The organism is Streptomyces sp. DSM 41931 (genome assembly GCF_050271085.1).
In the GTDB taxonomy this organism is placed as follows: Bacteria; Actinomycetota; Actinomycetes; order Streptomycetales; family Streptomycetaceae; genus Streptomyces; species Streptomyces albogriseolus.
This window is the reverse complement of record NZ_CP189902.1, coordinates 6,254,277-6,271,166: the sequence shown is the minus strand read 5'-3', so window position 1 is coordinate 6,271,166 and position 16,890 is coordinate 6,254,277. Positions and strand designations below refer to the sequence as shown.

General features: G+C 73.1%; 16 protein-coding genes and 1 pseudogene. 7 read left to right on the top strand and 10 right to left on the bottom strand.

Going from position 1 to position 16,890, the window contains the following annotated elements:
* Nucleotides 1-11 precede the first annotated feature (11 nt).
* Nucleotides 12-413: an MmcQ/YjbR family DNA-binding protein gene (locus tag ACP7TJ_RS28660; protein WP_093764076.1), complete on the bottom strand. Its 402-nt coding sequence runs from the start codon at nt 411-413 to the stop codon at nt 12-14.
* A gap of 90 nt (nt 414-503) precedes the next feature.
* Here ACP7TJ_RS28660 and ACP7TJ_RS28655 point away from each other — a divergent pair, with 90 nt between their 5' ends.
* Nucleotides 504-1,691: a saccharopine dehydrogenase family protein gene (locus tag ACP7TJ_RS28655; RefSeq protein ID WP_380878489.1), complete on the top strand. Its 1,188-nt coding sequence runs from the start codon at nt 504-506 to the stop codon at nt 1,689-1,691.
* Here the strand turns inward: ACP7TJ_RS28655 and mmpA are convergent.
* From mmpA to ACP7TJ_RS28635, 4 genes are all read right to left on the bottom strand, one after another.
* On the bottom strand, nt 1,675-1,821 hold the full coding sequence (mmpA, locus tag ACP7TJ_RS28650) for a morphogenic membrane protein MmpA (RefSeq protein ID WP_176710644.1): 147 nt from the start codon (nt 1,819-1,821) through the stop codon (nt 1,675-1,677). The two genes, ACP7TJ_RS28655 and mmpA, sit on opposite strands and share 17 nt — an antisense overlap.
* 48 nt (nt 1,822-1,869) lie before the next feature.
* Nucleotides 1,870-2,574 (bottom strand): endonuclease V, encoded by a 705-nt coding sequence (locus ACP7TJ_RS28645; RefSeq protein ID WP_427766419.1) that lies wholly within the window; start codon nt 2,572-2,574, stop codon nt 1,870-1,872.
* A 79-nt stretch (nt 2,575-2,653) separates the two neighbouring features.
* On the bottom strand, nt 2,654-2,977 hold the full coding sequence (locus tag ACP7TJ_RS28640; protein ID WP_093764080.1) for a plasmid stabilization protein: 324 nt from the start codon (nt 2,975-2,977) through the stop codon (nt 2,654-2,656).
* 91 nt (nt 2,978-3,068) lie between these two features.
* Nucleotides 3,069-4,130: a WD40/YVTN/BNR-like repeat-containing protein gene (locus tag ACP7TJ_RS28635; protein WP_093764081.1), complete on the bottom strand. Its 1,062-nt coding sequence runs from the start codon at nt 4,128-4,130 to the stop codon at nt 3,069-3,071.
* Between the two features lie 301 nt (nt 4,131-4,431).
* On the opposite strand from ACP7TJ_RS28635, the gene ACP7TJ_RS28630 reads away from it, so the two are divergent.
* Nucleotides 4,432-4,845, top strand: coding sequence for an SsgA family sporulation/cell division regulator (locus tag ACP7TJ_RS28630; RefSeq protein ID WP_167740847.1), 414 nt, complete (start codon nt 4,432-4,434; stop codon nt 4,843-4,845).
* Between the two features lie 70 nt (nt 4,846-4,915).
* Here the strand turns inward: ACP7TJ_RS28630 and ACP7TJ_RS28625 are convergent, their stop codons facing one another.
* On the bottom strand, nt 4,916-5,530 hold the full coding sequence (locus ACP7TJ_RS28625) for a GOLPH3/VPS74 family protein (RefSeq protein ID WP_093764083.1): 615 nt from the start codon (nt 5,528-5,530) through the stop codon (nt 4,916-4,918).
* Between the two features lie 322 nt (nt 5,531-5,852).
* Here ACP7TJ_RS28625 and ACP7TJ_RS28620 point away from each other — a divergent pair, with 322 nt between their 5' ends.
* The 4 genes from ACP7TJ_RS28620 to ACP7TJ_RS28605 all read left to right on the top strand — a co-directional run bounded on the left by ACP7TJ_RS28620 (nt 5,853) and on the right by ACP7TJ_RS28605 (nt 11,813).
* Complete coding sequence (locus tag ACP7TJ_RS28620) at nt 5,853-7,475, top strand: ABC-F family ATP-binding cassette domain-containing protein (RefSeq protein ID WP_093764084.1); 1,623 nt, start codon at nt 5,853-5,855, stop codon at nt 7,473-7,475.
* A gap of 10 nt (nt 7,476-7,485) precedes the next feature.
* Complete coding sequence (locus ACP7TJ_RS28615) at nt 7,486-9,750, top strand: ATP-binding cassette domain-containing protein (protein WP_427766415.1); 2,265 nt, start codon at nt 7,486-7,488, stop codon at nt 9,748-9,750.
* Between the two features lie 153 nt (nt 9,751-9,903).
* Nucleotides 9,904-10,680 carry a dimethylargininase gene (gene ddaH / locus ACP7TJ_RS28610; RefSeq protein ID WP_380877762.1) on the top strand — a complete coding sequence of 259 codons (777 nt, stop codon included), beginning with the start codon at nt 9,904-9,906 and terminating at the stop codon, nt 10,678-10,680.
* A gap of 158 nt (nt 10,681-10,838) precedes the next feature.
* Entirely contained in the window at nt 10,839-11,813 is a 975-nt protein-coding gene (locus tag ACP7TJ_RS28605) for an acyl-ACP desaturase (protein ID WP_167740843.1), read from the top strand.
* Between the two features lie 21 nt (nt 11,814-11,834).
* Here the strand turns inward: ACP7TJ_RS28605 and ACP7TJ_RS28600 are convergent, their stop codons facing one another.
* The 4 genes from ACP7TJ_RS28600 to ACP7TJ_RS28585 form a co-directional block, all read right to left on the bottom strand.
* Nucleotides 11,835-12,083 (bottom strand): WhiB family transcriptional regulator, encoded by a 249-nt coding sequence (locus tag ACP7TJ_RS28600; RefSeq protein WP_093764087.1) that lies wholly within the window; start codon nt 12,081-12,083, stop codon nt 11,835-11,837.
* A 148-nt stretch (nt 12,084-12,231) separates the two neighbouring features.
* Nucleotides 12,232-13,026, bottom strand: coding sequence for a VOC family protein (locus ACP7TJ_RS28595; RefSeq protein ID WP_427766411.1), 795 nt, complete (start codon nt 13,024-13,026; stop codon nt 12,232-12,234).
* A 109-nt stretch (nt 13,027-13,135) separates the two neighbouring features.
* The gene (locus tag ACP7TJ_RS28590; protein ID WP_167740841.1) at nt 13,136-14,176 is read right to left on the bottom strand and encodes a LacI family DNA-binding transcriptional regulator; all 1,041 of its coding nucleotides are present in this window, start codon (nt 14,174-14,176) and stop codon (nt 13,136-13,138) included.
* A gap of 88 nt (nt 14,177-14,264) precedes the next feature.
* Nucleotides 14,265-15,254 (bottom strand): multicopper oxidase domain-containing protein, encoded by a 990-nt coding sequence (locus ACP7TJ_RS28585; RefSeq protein ID WP_093764090.1) that lies wholly within the window; start codon nt 15,252-15,254, stop codon nt 14,265-14,267.
* A 363-nt stretch (nt 15,255-15,617) separates the two neighbouring features.
* Here ACP7TJ_RS28585 and ACP7TJ_RS28580 point away from each other — a divergent pair.
* Nucleotides 15,618-16,862, top strand: a pseudogene (locus ACP7TJ_RS28580) (ThuA domain-containing protein); the annotation flags it as partial.
* Between the last annotated feature and the right edge of the window lie 28 nt (nt 16,863-16,890).

Genomic DNA, 16,890 nt, shown 5'->3' with positions numbered 1-16,890 from the left:
GCACCGGCGGCTCAGGGGGCCGCCCGCTCCGCCGCCCGCGCGTCCAGCTCGGCCGCCCGGCGTCTGGTGGCGACCGTGCGGTAGCTCTCCTCCACCCAGTCGCACAGCAGCTCCGCCGCCGGGGCGCCCGCGGGCTCCAGCGGGACGTGCACCCAGCCGGCCTTGCCCAGGCCGTACCCGGCGGGCTCGGCGCCCGGGCAGGCCAGCGCGTGGGCGTGCGCCGTCTCGTCCGTCAGCTTCACGGTGACCCCGAGCGGGTGACTCCCGTCGTCGACGCCGAGGAAGACGAACACCTTCCGGTCGACCTTGGCGACCGTCTCGCCCCAGGGGTGCTCCTCGACGGCGCCCGGCAGGCGCAGCGCCCAGGCGCGCACTTTCTCCCACTTCCGCAGGGCGTTCCGTGGCACGGCCATCGCTTTCCTCCGGGCTCGTCGTCGGGCTCCGCACCCCTCACGCTAGCCTCGGCCACCGACAGCGGCGCGGCTGCACGACCAAGGGGTGTCATGAGCAGGCTGAGCAGGACGGACCGTCCGTACGACATCGTGCTCTTCGGAGCGACCGGTTTCGCCGGGACGCTGACCGCGGAGTATCTGGCCGCCCATGCGCCGGAGGGACTGCGCTGGGCGGTCGCGGGACGCAGCGAGCGGAAGCTGGAGGAGCTGCGGGAGCGGCTGCCCGGCGGCGAGAAGGCGGGCGTGCTGCGGGCGGACGTGTCCGAGCCGGCCACGCTGCGCGCCCTCGCCGAGCAGGCGCGGGTGGTCGCCACCACGGTGGGGCCCTATGTGGAGTACGGCGAGGAACTCGTCGCCGCCTGCGCGGACACCGGCGCCGACTACGTCGACCTGACGGGTGAGCCGGAGTTCGTGGACCTGATGTACGTCCGGCACGACGCCCGCGCGCGGGAGACCGGGGCGCGGCTGGTGCACGCCTGCGGCTTCGACTCGGTGCCGCACGACCTGGGCGCGTACTTCACGGTGCGGCAGCTGCCGGAGGACGTGCCGCTGACGGTCGACGGGTACGTCACCGCCGACGCGGCCTTCTCGGGCGGCACGTTCGCCTCGGCGCTGAACCAGTTCGCCCGGCCGGGCAGGCTGCGGGCCGCCGCGCGGGACCGCCGGCGCCACGAGCCGCGGCTGGTGGGACGCCGCGCCTCCGCCCCGACGAGCGCCCCGCGCTATGCGCCGGAGGTGGACGCCTGGGCGCTGCCCCTGCCGACGATCGACAGCCAGATCGTGCGCCGCTCGGCGAAGGCGCTGGCCCGCTACGGCCCGGACTTCCGTTACCGCCACTACGCCGCGGTGCGCAGCCTGCCCGTCGCCCTGGGCGGAGTGGCCGCGGTCGGCACGCTGGTCGCGGCGGCCCAGGTCCCGCCGCTGCGCCGCGCCCTGTCCGCCCGCCTCAGGCCCGGCGACGGACCGAGCCCCGAGAAGCGGGCACGCAGCTGGTTCACGGTCCGCTTCGTCGGCGAGGGCGGCGGCCGCAGGGTCTTCACGGAGGTCTCGGGCGGCGACCCCGGCTACGACGAGACGGCGAAGATGCTCGCCGAGAGCGCGCTCTGCCTGGCCTTCGACGCCCTCCCCCCGACGTCGGGCCAGGTCACGACGGCGGTGGCGATGGGCGACGCGCTGATCGGCCGCCTCCAGGATGCGGGGATCCGGTTCCGGGTGGCGGCGGTCAGAGCGGCCAGGTGATCAGGGTGTAGATCATGCCCGCCACCCACCCCGCGCCCGCCAGGACGCCAAGGGCGAGGCCCAGCGTGACGGCTCGGCCGGTGAGGCGCACGGGGCTGCGGCGGGGTCGGGCGGTGCGGTGTGTCTGCATGCCGAACACCCTGCCGTCGGGCGGGCGTTCGGACATCCGTACGCGTACTCAGTCCGCCGTGAGTGCCGGTGCGGCCTCGCGGAGGGCGCGGCGGCACAGGGCGTCCGCCCTGCGGGTGGTCTCGGGGAGGCGGTAGGCGGGGGCCAGGGCGAGCGTGTGGGCGCAGGCGTTGTCCAGGCTCACCCGGTGGCCCACCGACACGAACACCGGTTTGACGGCGTCCCTGGTGCGCAGCGCGCGGCCCACCTCCTCGTCGCCGGCGAGCAGCGGGGAAGTGCTGCCGCGCGGGGCGGCGGGCTCGTCGAAGGTGAAGGTGAAGGGGTTCTTGGCCACGCCGATCGTCGGGAGTCCGGTGAGGACGCCGAGGTGGGCGGCGAGACCGAAACGGCGCGGGTGGGCGAGGCCGTAGCCGTCGCAGACCACCAGGCCGGGCGCGCAGGGCAGCGCCTCGAGGGCGGCGAGCACCGTGGGGATCTCGCGGAACGCCAGCAGTCCGGGCACGTACGGGAAGGAGATACGGCCGACGGCCGTGGACTCGGCGACGACGTCCAGGGTGGCCGCGTCCAGCACGACGGCCGCGGCGGCGACCACGTCCCGCTCGTCGTCGTAGGCGACGTCGACGCCGGTGACGTGCCCGGTGCCCGGCGGCGGCCCCGGTTCGTCGAGCTCCACCTTCGCGCGGAGCGCGTCCTGGACCGCGCGGGCCTCTTCCTCGGTGACCGGCCAGCCGGCCGGTGTGCGTACGGTCGTCATGGTGCCCCGAGCCTACGGGGCGGGGCGCTCCGCGCGGAGGGGGCCTCCCGGCCCGCGCCTCCGCGCGGAGGCCCGGGGCTCACTTGCCGAGCGCCCGCTGCAGCTGGCCCTTGTTCATGCTCGAACGGCCCTCGATGTTCCGCTTCTTGGCCTCTTCGTAGAGCTGGTCGCGGGTCGGGCCCTGGGAGCCCTTCCCGGACCGCTGGCCGCCGCGCTTGCCGGAGGACATGTCCTGCGTCGAGGTCCGGCTGGCGGTCTTCGACTCGCCGGACCGGGCGCGTTCCTTGTTCACCGTCCGGGCGGCGATCTCCTTGGCGCGTCCGGTGCTCTCGCCCCGGTCCTTCGCGCTCTCCTTGATGTGCTCGTACTGACGCTCCCGCTTGGGGCTGGAACCGCGTGGCATGTCCGCTCACTTTCTCTCGCGCTCGGCGAGCGCTCGGTCGCGTACAGCGGTCGGGTACCCCGGTCTCCGTGATGTAGGGCCTCGGCCCGCGTCACTGCTCCAGTCGGGCGACTCTGCCCTTCTCCCCCGCCGCCCAGCAGCCCCGGTCGGGCGGGCAGTCGACGGTGTCGTACGAGCCGGTGTCGACCGTCCGCCAGGTGCGGCCGCCGTCGGTGGTCAGGTCGGTGCCGGTGGGGCCGACGGCGAGGGCGGCGGTGCGGCTGTGCGGGAGCCAGGCGACGCCGGAGCGGTAGGCCGGCGGGGATCCCGCGGCCGGCCGCCAGCCGCGTCCGCCGTCCGTGGTGCGCGCGGCGGCGTCGGGCGAGGGCAGGCCGGGGCTGAAGTCGCCGCCGACGGCGAGACCGTGGTGGCGGTCGCGGAAGGCGAGGGCGAAGACGCCGCGCGCCGGGTCGCCGGCGGGGATCGGCGCGTCGGTGGCCGTCCAGGTGCGGCCTCGGTCGGCGGAGTGCAGCACGCGGGCGCGGGCCGCTCCCCCGGTGGCCAGCCAGACGTCCTTCGGCCCGGACGACACCAGGCACTGGCCGCTCGCGGCGAAGCCGGCCTCGCCCTCCAGCGCCGGGGGCATGCCGGCGTCGGGGAGCACGGTCCAGGAGCGGCCGCCGTCGCGGGTCGACAGGATGCGGAACTTCCCGTCCACGGGGTCGCTCATGGCGAGTCCGTGGCGGTGGTCGAAGAAGGTGAGGCAGTCGTAGAACGCGCGGGCGTCCGGGTTGCGGAAGGTCTCGGTCCAGGTGGTTCCGCCGTCGTCGGTGCGGTAGACGCGGGAGTCCTCGCCCTCCCCGATGGCCAGCACCACGGCCCGGCGCGCGTCGAACGCCTCGACGTCCCGGAACTGCAACTCGCCCGCGCCGGGCGGCGACACGTCCTGCCAGGTCCGTCCGCCGTCGGTGGTGCGCAGCACGGTGCCGAGGGATCCGGCCACCCACGCGGTGTCCCGGCTGACGGCGGCCAGACCGCGGAACCGCACGTCGGGGGCGCCGGTGTCCTTCAACGACCAGTGCGGGGCGCGGTCCTGGTGCGCCGGGCCGTGTGCCTGGGCGGGTACGGCGGTGAGCGCGGCGAGTGCCGCGACGCCCGCCGCTGCCGCGGTCACCCGCCGCGGCCTCCGCCCCGTCCGTCCCGTCGTTCCCGTCCGTCGCGTGCTTCCCGAGCGCCTCATGGCGGGGGAAGCTAGCCCACCGGCGGGGCGCCGTCCAGAGCGCCCGCCGACGGCGGCCGCCCCAAGTGGCCCGTGCGGGACGGAAGGAGAGACGTGTCACTCGGGTGCATGAAGGCGGTGACAGAGGTCACTCGCTCTTCATGCGCACGGAATGGCCGATTCCAGCGTCTCCTCCAGTAGCCGACAGACACGAACCGCCCGGAAGCCAGCCCAGCCGTCACGAGGGAGCAAGGCGTTGTCCACCGTCATCGAGCAGTCCGTAGAGGCCCGCCTAGTCGCCGCCGCGCCGCGGATGGCCGACATCCCCGCCACGCTGCACTACGACGGCGACGACCCGTTCGCCGTCCGCATGACCTTCCCCGCGCCCGCCACGCTCGAAGGCGTCGACGTGTGCTGGACGTTCGCCCGTGACCTGCTCGCCGCGGGCATGGAGGCCCCCGAGGGGGACGGCGACGTCCGGGTGCGCCCGTACGGCTACGACCGCACGGTGATGGAGTTCCACGCGCCGGAGGGCACGGCCGTGATCCACGTCCGCTCCGGTGAACTGCGCCGCTTCCTGGAGGCGACGAGCGAGCTCGTCCCCACCGGCCTCGAGCACCTCCACCTCGACCTCGACCACGGCCTCGCGGAACTGATGCGGGAGGCGTAGGGACGCGCAGGGACGCGGCAGACGGCCGGACACCCCGGGTGACGCGGGGTGTCCGGCCGTCTGCCGGGTCTCAGCGGCCCTTCGGCAGCGACGGCGCGGGGGCCGCGTCGCGCAGGGCCGTCTCCAGTTCGTGGAGGATCGCGGCGAAGCCGGGGTCCCCCGGCACGGCCGGGGGTGTGCCCGAGGCGGTGAGCGGGAGGTCGGCCGCCGCGGCGAGGGCGAGGGCCGTCGCGGTCGTGTCGGAGACGTCCGCGGGGGAGGCGGCGCCGGAGAGGACGCGGTGGGCCTCCGCCCGCAGGGCGTCCGCGCGGGCCGTGTCGGCGAGGACGTGGTCCACGGACGGGAACACGCCGAGCACCCGGTGCTTCTCGGCCCGCAGCACGCCCTCGGCGACCAGGTGCTCGCGGACCGCGTCCAGGGTGTGCCGGGCGTGCAGCGTCACCCAGGTGCGCCAGCCGTGCGGGAAGGACTCGCTGACCAGCTCCAGCAGCCCGTCGAGGGCCGGGTCGCCGGTGCGGGAGTCCAGGTCGCGCGGGGTCGCGATGCCGTCGTCGTCGACCAGCAGGCCGCGCCGCGCGAGATCGGCCAGGGCGCCGGCCCGCACCACGGGGGCGGCCCGGGTGGGGTCGAGATCCCAGGCCAGCAGGCACAGGCGGGCCGGCAGGGAGAGCGGGCCGTTGGGCACGGGGCCTCCTCGGTGCGGGGACACGGGGTCCACGATGTCCGAAAATCGCGTTGACGGCCGGTGGGGCCACGCGTAACGTCGTCAGCGGTTCTGTTGCCGTCGATGGGAGAAGGACGTTGCTCGTCTGAGGTTCTGAGACACCGCCTCACACCGGTCAGGTGTGTGCGCTGCGTGCGACCTCGGCGTTCGAGCCGTCCTTGCGGTCCCTCCGCAACGGGGCTTTTCTCATGCCACGGATTCCTTCCCCGGCTGCCGGTCGTCGTCCCGCGGTGTCTCGATACGCGTGTGCCCCTGATCGCCCCATGCAACCGCGGAGGCCCGCATGTCAGCTTCTCTCACCTGTCACTCCCTCTCCTTCACCTGGCCCGACGGCACCGTCGTCTTCGAGGACCTCGACGCCGCGTTCGGCCCCGGCCGCACCGGCCTCGTCGGCCTCAACGGCTCGGGGAAATCCACCCTGCTCAAGCTGATCGCCGGGGAGCTCACCCCCACGGAGGGCTCCGTCAAGGTGTCCGGCGAGGTGGGCCGGCTGCCGCAGACCGTCACGCTGGACACCGCGCTGCGGGTCGACGAGGCCCTCGGCATCGCCGGGAAGCGGGCCGCGCTGCACGCCATCGAGGCGGGCGACGTGGCGGAGGAGCACTTCGAGACCGTCGGCGACGACTGGGACGTCGAGGAGCGCGCGCTGGCCACGCTCGGCGAACTCGGTCTCGGTCACATCGGCCTGGACCGCACCGTCGGCGAGGTGTCCGGCGGCGAGTCGGTCATGCTGCGGCTGGCCGCGCTGCTGCTGAGCCGTCCCGACGTGCTGCTGCTCGACGAGCCCACCAACAACCTCGACCTGTACGCCCGCAGACGGCTGTACGCGGCCGTCGAGAACTGGCAGGGCGTCCTGGTCGTGGTGAGCCACGACCGGGAACTGCTCGACCTGGTCGACCAGATCGCGGACCTGCGCGCGGGCGGGATCACCTGGTACGGCGGCAACTACACGGCGTACGAGGAGGCCCTGGCCGTGGAGCAGGAGGCGGCGGAGCGCATGGTGCGGGTCGCCGAGGCCGACCTCCGCAAGCAGAAGCGCGAACTGGCCGACGCGCAGGTCAAGCTGGCCCGCCGTAAGCGGTACGGCCAGAAGATGTGGGACAACAAGCGCGAGCCCAAGGTCGTCATGGGCGAGCGCAAACGCCAGGCCCAGGTTGCGGCCGGCAAGCACCGCATCATGCACGAGGAGAAGCTCGCCGAGGCCAAGGAGCGGCTCGACGACGCGGTGGAGGCGGTGCGGGACGACGACGAGATCCGCGTCGACCTGCCGTACACCGCCGTGCCGCCGGGACGCCAGGTCCTCACCGTGACGGATCTGGAGCCGGCGTACGGCGCCCGGGTGAAGGGCCTGGACCTGCGGGGCCCGGAGCGGGTGGCGCTGATCGGGCGCAACGGTGCCGGGAAGACGACGCTGCTGCGCACGATCGCCGGGGAGCTGCCCCCGGTGTCGGGCGAGGCGACGGCGCACGTCCCGCTGCGGTTCCTGCCGCAGCGGCTCGACGTCCTCGACCCGGAGCTGACGGTGGCGGAGAACGTGGCGCGGTTCGCGCCGGGCGCCACCAACAACCGGATCCGGGCGCGGCTGGCCCGCTTCCTGTTCCGGGGCTCCCGCGCCGACCAGCGGGCCGCCACGCTGTCCGGCGGCGAGCGCTTCCGGGCGACCCTGGCGGCGCTGATGCTGGCGGAGCCCGCGCCGCAGCTGCTGATGCTGGACGAGCCGACGAACAACCTCGACATGGCGAGCGTCCGGCAGCTCACCACGGCGCTGGAGTCGTTCGAGGGGGCGCTGGTCGTGGCCAGTCACGACCTGCCGTTCCTGCAGTCGATCGGCATCACGCGCTGGCTGATGATGGAAGAAGGAGAGCTGAAGGAAATCACGCCAGAAGCTGTCGGGTATTCCGCCTAGCGTCGGCGGCATGACCCAGCAGGACACCTTCATCACCCTCACCGGGGCCACCGAGAACAACCTCAAGGACGTCTCGCTCCGCATCCCGAAGGGCCGGCTGACCGTGTTCACCGGCGTGTCGGGATCGGGGAAGTCGTCGGTCGTCTTCGACACGATCGCGGTCGAGTCGCAGCGGCAGCTGAACGAGACGTACACCTGGTTCGTGCGCAACCGGCTGCCCAAGTACGAGCGGCCGCACGCGCGGGCACTGGAGAACCTGACGCCGGTGATCGTCGTCGACCAGCGGCCGGTCGGCGGCCACTCCCGGTCCACGGTGGGGACGATGACGGACGTGCACTCGGTGCTGCGGGTGCTGTTCTCCCGGCACGGCACCCCGAGCGCGGGCCCGGCGACCGCGTACTCGTTCAACGACCCCTCGGGCATGTGCCCCGGCTGCGACGGACTGGGCCGGACCGTGCGGCCGGACTGGGACCGCATCCTCGACCCGGACCGCTCCCTCGCCGAGGGGGCGGTCCGGTTCCCGCCGTTCGCCCCGGGCACCTGGCAGGGGCAGGCGTACACCCACAGCGAGGACCTGGACCCGCACAAGCCGGTGCGTCGGTTCACGCCCGCCGAGCGGGAGTTCCTGATGCGGGGACGGCCCGGCAGCAAGGTCACCGTGCAGGGGACGGGCGGCACCTGGACGACCGCGTACGAGGGGCTGGCCGACCGCTTCGAACGGCTGTATCTGAAGCGGGACCTGGAGGGGATGAGCCAGAAGACCCGTGACCTGGTGCGGGAGTTCCTCACCGAGGGCGTCTGCCCCGGCTGCGGGGGCGCCCGGCTGAACGAGGCGGCGCTGGCCTCCCGGATCGACGGCCGGAACATCGCCGACCTGTCGGCGATGCAGGTGTGCGACCTGATCCCGGTGCTGCGGGAGATCGACGACCCGGTGGCCGGGCCGGTCGCCGCGGCCGCCGTCGCCGCGCTGGAGCGGATCGAGCGCATCGGCCTCGGCTATCTCTCCCTCGACCGGGAGACGTCCACGCTCTCCGGCGGCGAGGGCCAGCGGCTGAAGACCGTACGGCACCTGGGCTCCAGCCTGACCGGGATGACGTACGTCTTCGACGAGCCGAGCGTCGGGCTGCACCCGCGGGACGTGCACCGGCTGGGCGAACTGCTGCTGCGGCTGCGGGACAAGGGCAACACCGTGCTGGTCGTCGAGCACGACCCGGACGTCATCGCGCTGGCCGACCACGTCGTCGACATGGGGCCGGGCGGGGGCGCCGAGGGCGGCCGCGTCGTCTTCGAGGGGACACCGCGGGAGCTGGCCGCGTCCGGCACGCTGACGGGACGCTGCCTCGGCCGGCGTACGGAGGTGAAGACCCAGGTACGCACCCCGACCGGCGAGTTGTGGGTGAAGGGGGCGGACCGGCACAACCTGCGGGACGTCACCGTGTGCTTCCCGGCCGGGGTGCTGACCGCGGTGACCGGGGTGGCGGGGTCCGGGAAGAGCAGCCTGGTCGCCGAGTTCACCGACGCGCACCCCGAGGCCGTGGTGGTCGACCAGTCGTCCATCGGCATCTCCGGACGGTCCACCCCGGCCACCTACCTGGGGATCATGGACACCGTGCGGAAGATCTTCGCGCGGGAGACGGGCGCGGAGCCGGGGCTGTTCAGCTTCAACTCCACCGGCGCCTGCGCGACCTGCGGCGGCCGGGGGGTCCTCTGCACCGACCTGGCGTTCATGGACCCGGTGACCACCACCTGCCCGGACTGCGAGGGTCGGCGGTTCGGCGAGGAGGTGCTGCGGCTGACCGTCGGCGGGCGGTCCGTCGCCGACGTGCTGGAGATGACCGCGGGCGAGGCCCTGGACTTCTTCCACGACCCGGGCGTACGGCGGCGGCTGCGCGCCCTGCGGGACGTCGGCCTCACGTACCTCACGCTCGGCCAGCCGCTGTCCACCCTGTCCGGCGGGGAGCGGCAGCGGCTGAAGCTGGCCACCCGGCTGCACCGGGACGGCGTGGTGTACGTGCTGGACGAGCCGACGACCGGGCTGCACATGGCGGACGTGGACGGTCTGCTCGGCCTGCTGGACCGGCTGGTGGACGCGGGCAACACGGTGGTCGTGGTCGAGCACAGCCTTCAGGTGGTGGCGTGCGCGGACCGGGTGATCGACCTGGGGCCGGGCGGCGGGAGGGACGGCGGCCGGGTGGTGTTCGAGGGCACGCCGGCCGAGCTGCTGCGGGCGCCGGGGTCGTACACCGGGGAGCATCTGCGGCGGACCGTGGGCTGAGCCGCGTTACCCGTGGTACATCTCATCGTGGCCCGGGGTGGTCCCGTCGGGCGGGGGATTGCATGATGGCAGCGCCGGGGCCCGTGGCCGACCGGCCCCGCGCGGGCTGAGATGCCCCCGACCACCAGCACGACCGATCCGAAAGGCGAACCCGTGCCCAGCAAGAAGGCCCTCGTCCGCCGCCCCGCCCCCTGCCTCGCCGAAGGGCTGGTGACCCATGTCGAGCGGGAGGAGGTGGACGTCGACCTCGCCGTGCGGCAGTGGGAGGCGTACACCGAGGCCCTGCGGGCGCACGGCTGGGAGACCGTCGAGGTGGACCCGGCCGACGACTGCCCGGACTCCGTGTTCGTGGAGGACACGGTGGTGATGTTCCGCAACGTGGCGCTGATCGCCCGTTCCGGCGCGGAGTCGCGGCGTGCGGAGACCCTCGGCGTCGAGGAGGCCGTGGCGTCCCTGGGCTGTTCGGTGAACTGGGTGTGGGAGCCGGGCACGCTGGACGGCGGCGACGTCCTGAAGATCGGCGACACGGTGTACGTGGGCCGCGGCGGGCGCACCAACGCGGCCGGCGTGCAGCAGCTGCGGGCCGCGTTCGAGCCGCTGGGCGCGCGGGTGGTCGCCGTGCCGGTGGCCAAGGTGCTGCATCTGAAGTCGGCGGTCACCGCGCTGCCCGACGGGACGGTGGTCGGGCACGTCCCGCACATGGACGCCCCGTCGCTGTTCCCGCGGTTCCTGCCGGTGCCGGAGCCGTCCGGGGCGCACGTGGTGTGCCTCGGCGGCGACAAGGTGCTGATGGCGGCGAGCGCCCCGAAGACGGCGGAGCTGTTCGCGGACCTCGGGTACGAGCCGGTGCCGGTGGACATCGGCGAGTTCGAGAAGCTCGAGGGCTGCGTGACCTGTCTGTCGGTGCGGCTGCGGGACCTGTACGCCTGACCGGCGGCCGGGGGAAGGAACCGGCGCTGGTCAGCGGCCTTTTACGGCGTTCTTAACCTACGGCTTCGTAACCTACGGGTACGTAGCCTACGATGCCGTAGGTTGACCGGCACCGCTCGCCGGCGCGTCCGCATGTCCCCGTCCCCCTGGAGCCACCCGTGACACTCACTCCTGCCCACATCGACAGCCCTTCCGTCTGGACCGACGCCCGGCTGCTGTACGCGCTGGAGGAAGTGGTCGAGAAGGAGCTCAACCGGCATCTGAAGGTCGCCAAGGACTGGATGCCGCACGAGTACGTGCCGTGGAGCGACGGGCGCAACTTCCCGGGCTTCTTCGAGGACGGCGAGGCCTGGGACAAGGAGCAGTCGAAGGTCACCGAGGTCGGCCGCATCGCGCTCGTGGTGAACCTGCTGACGGAGGACAACCTCCCCAGCTACCACCACGAGATCGCCTCCCTGTTCGGCCGCGACGGCGCCTGGGGCACCTGGGTGCACCGCTGGACCGCCGAGGAGGGCCGCCACGGCATCGTGATGCGCGACTACCTGCTCGCCTCGCGCGCCGTGGACCCGGACAAGCTGGAGCAGTTCCGCATGGCGCACATGAGTGAGGGCTTCGAGTCGGACAACCGGCACTCGATGCTGCACTCGGTCGCCTACGTGGCCTTCCAGGAGCTGGCCACCCGCATCTCGCACCGCAACACCGGCCACCAGTCCGGCGACCCGGTCTGCGACCGCATGCTGGCGCGCATCGCGACCGACGAGAACCTGCACATGGTGTTCTACCGGAACCTGCTGAAGGCGGCGTTCGAGCTCGCCCCGGACCTGACGATGCAGGCGGTGCGCGACGTGGTGGTGAACTTCCGCATGCCCGGCCACGGCATCCCCGGCTTCGAGCGCGCCGCCGCCCAGATGGCCATCGGCGAGGTCTACAACATGCGCATCCACCACGACGACGTGCTGCAGCCGGTGCTGCGCTTCCTGAAGATCATGGAGATCGACGGGCTGGGCCCGGAGGGCCTCAAGGCGCAGGAGGAGCTCGGTCTGTTCCTCGGCGGGCTGGACGCCGAGGCGCGCAAGTTCGACGAGAAGCTCGCCGCCCGCAAGGCGCGGATGGCCGCCCGCGCCGCCGGCTGAGCCGGGTCCGGCCGGGGCGGCCTACGGGCGTCCGGTGCGCCGCAGTTCGAGGCGTTCCTTCTCGGACAGGCCGCCCCACACGCCGAAGCGCATGTCGTTTGTGAGGGCGTACTCCAGACAGGTCGCGCGGATCGGGCACATGCCGCAGATGCGCTTGGCCTCACGGACCGAGCTGCCGGGCTCGGGGAAGAAGAAGTCTCCCCCGGTCTGCGCGCACAGCGCCTCCTCCTGCCAGGTGAGGTCGGGTGGCGTCAATGTGTCGGTGTGCATGGCCGGAAGCGTGCCCGAGCGGGAAAAACGTTCGATCAACGCGGCATCAACGCCGGACCCGTACCGCGGCCCCGGTCCGGCCGAACCCGCGCGGCGGTCACGATGATGACGGCCGGCGCCCCGGCCGCGCACGGCGGCGCGCCGGACGTCAGGTCTCGCGCGGGTCGCCCCTGAGCACCGCGAAGCGCGCGCCGTGCGGGTCCTCCAGGCGGGCCAGCCGGCCCACCCCGGGGATCGAGGTGGCGGGCATCCGCACCCGGCCGCCCAGCTCGGCGGCGCGCGCCACCACGGCGTCCGGGTCCTCGGCGCCGATGTACGGCAGCCAGTGCGGCCGGCTCCCGTCCGCCTCGACGGGGTCGTCGGCGAGCGGCACCATCCCGCCGAAGGCGCCCTCCTCCCCCGCCCCCTGCGGGCTGACGGAGGTGTAGACACCGCCGGGGAAGCTCACCGCGGACGTCTCCCAGCCGAGGACCGCGTGGTAGAAGGCGGCGGCGCGGGCGATGTCCGGCGTGTACAGCTCGGCCCAGCAGAGGCTGCCCGCCTCGCCGGCCGACTCCAGCCCCTCGCGCCGCCCGGGCTGCCACACGCCGAAGGCGGCCCCCATCTGGTCGGCGAGGACCGCCGACCGGCCCTGCTCCCCCACGGTGACCGGCGGCGCCGGCACGCTGCCCCTGGCCTTGCGGACCGCCTCGGCGGTCGCGTCGGCGTCGGAACACCGGAAGTACACGGTCCAGCCGGCCGGGTCCTGGCCGCCGGCCGGCGGCGCGCAGCCCGCGACGATCCGGCCCGCCCGCTCCAGGAAGCCGTAGCCGCCGCCCTCGGGTCCCGCGGAACGGTACGACCAGCCGAACAGGGCGCGGTAGAAGGACGCGGTGCCCTCGGGGTCGGGCGTGGCGACGTCGATCCAGCAGGGCGCGCCGTCGACGAAGCGGGTGGTGAGCATGGTGCCTCCTCCGGGAGTCCCGTCGCCTGCTCCGCCGAGTCTTCCACCCCCCGCCGACAATCGCCCCGGACGGCACCCGGACGGCCCGCGTCCGATCGGGGACCGGGGGTCAGGCGGACGCCCTGCGGACCAGCGTGACCGGCAGCACCACCCCGGAAGGGCCGGCGCCGGCGGTCTCGTCCGGCGCGGTGCCGGGCTCCAGGTCGCGCAGCAGCAGACGGGCCATCAGGCGGCCCATCTCCTCGATGTCCTGACGGACGGTGGTGAGCGGGGGTTCGGTCTGCTCGGCGATCGGCAGCATGTCGTCGAAGCCGACCACGGCGACGTCGTCGGGCACCCGCCGGCCGTGCTCGCGCAGCGCCCGCAGGGCGCCCGCCGCCATCAGGTCGTTGCCGGCGAAGACCGCGTCCAGGTCGGGGCGGCGGCCGAGCAGTTCCCGCATGGCCCGCTCGCCGCTCGCGGCGGTGAAGTCGCCCTCCTCGACGAGTGCCGGGTCGGGGTCGGCCATGACGTCCCGGAAGCCATCGAGCCGGTCCACGGCCGAGGTCTGGTCGAGGGCGCCGGTGATGTGCGCGATCCGGCTGCGGCCGAGGGAGAGGAGATGGCGTACGGCGTCGCGGGCCCCGCCCCGGTTGTCGGTGTCGACGTAGCGGACGCCGTCCTCGCCGCCGTTCCAGTGCGGCCGGCCGCCGAACACGGTCGGCAGTCCGGCGCGCTGGATCAGTCCGGGCAGCGGGTCGTCGATGTGCAGGGAGAACACCAGGGCGCCGTCGACGTGACCGCCGGCCAGGTAGCGGGCGACGCGCGCGTGGTCGTCGCGGTCCTCGGTGAGCAGCAGCACCAGCTGGTTGTCGTGGGCGGTGAGTTCCTTGCTGATGCCGCGCAGCTGCCGGGCGAAGAAGGGGTCGGCGAAGACCCGGGTCTCCGGTTCGGCCACGATGACGGCGACGGCGTCGTGGCGCCGGGTGACCAGGCTGCGGGCGGCCTGGTTGGGGACGTAGCCGAGTTCGTCCACCGCACGCCGGACGCGCTCGGCCAGGGGTTCGCGCACTCCGTCGAAGCCGTTGACCACACGGGACACCGTGGCCCGGGAGACCCCGGCCCGCGCGGCCACGGCCTCCAGCGTGGGACGTGGCGCACTCTCGCTCACTTCGGGGCTCCTCACCTGGCGGTTGGCCGAAAGGATAGCCCCGACCGGCCCGGCGGCGAGAGCGCTCTCGCCGCGTGCGGGCCGTCCGTCAGTGCGCGTGCCCGGACTTCTTCCCGGCGGACCCGGTGTGGCCGCCGTGCTCGTGCGGGTGGTAGCCGGGGATGGTGCCGTCCGGTTTCTTCACCAGGAACAGGCCGACCATGCCCATGTCGGCGTGGCTTTGGACGTGGCAGTGGTACATCCAGGCGCCCGCGCCCACCCCCTCCCCCGCGATCACCTGGAAGCCGAAGGAGTCGGCGGGGCCGCAGATCTTGGTGTCGACGACCCGGGTGGGGTCGTCGGGCCCGGTGAGGATGCCGGTGCGGTTGTCCGCCCAGCGGTGACCGTGCATGTGGAAGGTGTGGTAGTACTCGCCGTGCGTGATCATGACGATCTCGACCCGGTCGCCCACGGTGGCCTCGACGTTGGGGCCGGTGTGCGCGGGCTGGTTGTTGATCGTCATGTCGTTGAAGACGATGGTGTGGGTGGCGTCGGGCAGGACATCGCCCTTGCGGCGCACGATCACGGGCCCGTACAGGCCCCTGCGGATGCCTCCGGTGCCGTGCTCCGTTCCGACGACGTGGTCGTGGTAGTGCCAGTAGCCCGCGCTGCCCGACCGCCAGGTACCGTCCGCGCGGCGACCGGGCTCATGGGTGCGCCAGGTGTAGGTGCGGGTGCCGCCGGGTTCGACGGCGCTCCTGGTCTGCCGGGTGCCGTCGCTGGTGATCTCGTAGTCGACGCCGTGGACGTGCAGGCTCACCGGCACGTCCGTGGTGTTCTCGAACTCGATGTGCAGGGTGTCGCCCTCGTTGAGCTCGATCAGCGGGCCGGGGACCGTCGCCCTGCCCTTCTCGAAGCCGTAGCCCATCTGCCCGCCGGCCAGCCGCTCGGCGTACATCTTGATGCGGCGCACCTCGCCCCCGGCGGGCGCTGTCCGCGCCGGTGCGGTCGCGCTCATGGCCTCGGGCGCCACCGACAACGATGTCGCCACGGCCGCGCCGCCCAGGAGCACCCGCCGGTTGAAACCGCGTCTGTCCATGCCGAACTCCCCATATGGCTGTCATGAACCTGTGAAACCGTAGCGGCCCGGCCCCTGTTTATCCACACTCAGGACAAAGTCCGTTTCTTTGCCGCGATAGGTCTTGGCGTCTGACGCAAAGAGGTCTAGCTTCCTTGACGCTGTTGCTGCGACCGAGGAGGGGTGGGTGGCCACGTGCGGTCCACATCGCATCACGAACCCATGGATTTAGCAGGGTTGGACACGTCGAGTACCTCGAACGCACGAAGGACGAGAATCAGACGACGCGCCTGGGCGGCCACCGTGGCCGCCGGTGTCGTCGCCGCCGGCCTGCTGTCGGGTCCCGCCAGCGCGCGACCGGCCCCGGATCCGTCCCTGACAACGATGTCCATCACATCGCCGCCCGGCGGCGCGAACGTACGTGTGCTGCTGTTCTACGGCTCGGCGGCGAGCGGTGAGGAGTCACCGCTGGTGAACGCCGGGATCGCGGCGATCGAGCGGATCGGGCAGACCGGTCCGGAGAACCAGCGCTTCACGGTGACCGCCACCGGTGACGCGTCGGTCTTCACCAACGACAAGAAGCTGAGCCGTTTCAACACGATCGTGTTCCTCACCGGCGGCGGGGACGTCCTCGACCCGGAGCAGGAGGCGGGCCTCGAGGCGTACATGGAGGCCGGCGGCGGGTTCGTCGGCCTGCACGACGCGGCCCGCGCGGAGCCGTACTCGGACTGGTTCACCGGTCTGATCGGCGCCCGCCCGGCTGCGGGACAGACCACGGTGCAGCGGGCGACCGTGGAGGTCGGCGACCGGGTGCACCCGGCGACCAGGAGCCTGCCGCTGGAGTGGAAGCGGCCCGACAAGTGGCTGAACTGGACCGAGAACCCCTCCGGCGAGGTCCACACGGTGGCCCGGGTCCGCGAGTCGACGTACCGGCCCGGCGCCGCTTCCAACGGCTGGGACCACCCGGTCAGCTGGTGCCGTGACTACGACGGCGGCCGCTCCTTCTACACCGGCATGGGCGGCACGGTGTCGTCCTACGACGAGACCGACTTCCGCGAGCATCTGCGCGGCGCCCTGCTGTGGACCACCCGCCTGGTGCGGGCCGACTGCAAGGCGACCATCACCGGGAACTACAAGGCGGAGCGGCTCACCCAGCCCAACCAGCCCGGACAGAACGACCAGATCGGCGAGCCGCACGGCCTGGTCACCGCGCCCGACGGCCGTGTGTTCTACATCGGCCGGGGCGGCGCGGACGCCTCCCAGCCGGTCGTCACCGACTGGAACGACCCGGATGTCGGCAAGGGCACGGGCGAGATCCACGTCTACGACCCGAGGACCAAGAAGGTCACCCTCGCCGGCGCGCTCACCGTCTTCGGCAACAAGGGCGGCGGCGACGAGCTGACCAAGGTCGAGGAGGGTCTGCTCGGGATTGAACTCGACCCGGAGTTCGCCCGGAACGGATGGGTGTACCTGCACTACACCCCGCACTCCGGGATCGACCGGGACAAGCGCATGGCCGAACGGCGGGTCTCCCGCTTCACGCTCGACCACGCCACCGGCAAGCTGGACCTGAGCAGCGAGAAGGTGCTGCTGAAGTGGCCGGTGCAGATCCACAGCTGCTGCCACGCGGCCCGTCGCGGGCAGCAGCCGCGGCGGA

Excerpts from the sequence above, each read along its gene's own strand:
- ACP7TJ_RS28595 (WP_427766411.1), bottom strand. The coding sequence starts at position 13,026 with ATGCTCACCACCCGCTTCGTCGACGGCGCGCCCTGCTGGATCGACGTC.
- mmpA (WP_176710644.1), bottom strand. The coding sequence starts at position 1,821 with ATGCAGACACACCGCACCGCCCGACCCCGCCGCAGCCCCGTGCGCCTC.
- ACP7TJ_RS28620 (WP_093764084.1), top strand. The coding sequence starts at position 5,853 with ATGTCAGCTTCTCTCACCTGTCACTCCCTCTCCTTCACCTGGCCCGAC.
- ACP7TJ_RS28600 (WP_093764087.1), bottom strand. The coding sequence starts at position 12,083 with ATGCACACCGACACATTGACGCCACCCGACCTCACCTGGCAGGAGGAG.
- ACP7TJ_RS28660 (WP_093764076.1), bottom strand. The coding sequence starts at position 413 with ATGGCCGTGCCACGGAACGCCCTGCGGAAGTGGGAGAAAGTGCGCGCC.
- ACP7TJ_RS28645 (WP_427766419.1), bottom strand. The coding sequence starts at position 2,574 with ATGACGACCGTACGCACACCGGCCGGCTGGCCGGTCACCGAGGAAGAG.
- ACP7TJ_RS28655 (WP_380878489.1), top strand. The coding sequence starts at position 504 with ATGAGCAGGCTGAGCAGGACGGACCGTCCGTACGACATCGTGCTCTTC.
- ACP7TJ_RS28640 (WP_093764080.1), bottom strand. The coding sequence starts at position 2,977 with ATGCCACGCGGTTCCAGCCCCAAGCGGGAGCGTCAGTACGAGCACATC.
- ACP7TJ_RS28585 (WP_093764090.1), bottom strand. The coding sequence starts at position 15,254 with ATGGACAGACGCGGTTTCAACCGGCGGGTGCTCCTGGGCGGCGCGGCC.
- ACP7TJ_RS28615 (WP_427766415.1), top strand. The coding sequence starts at position 7,486 with ATGACCCAGCAGGACACCTTCATCACCCTCACCGGGGCCACCGAGAAC.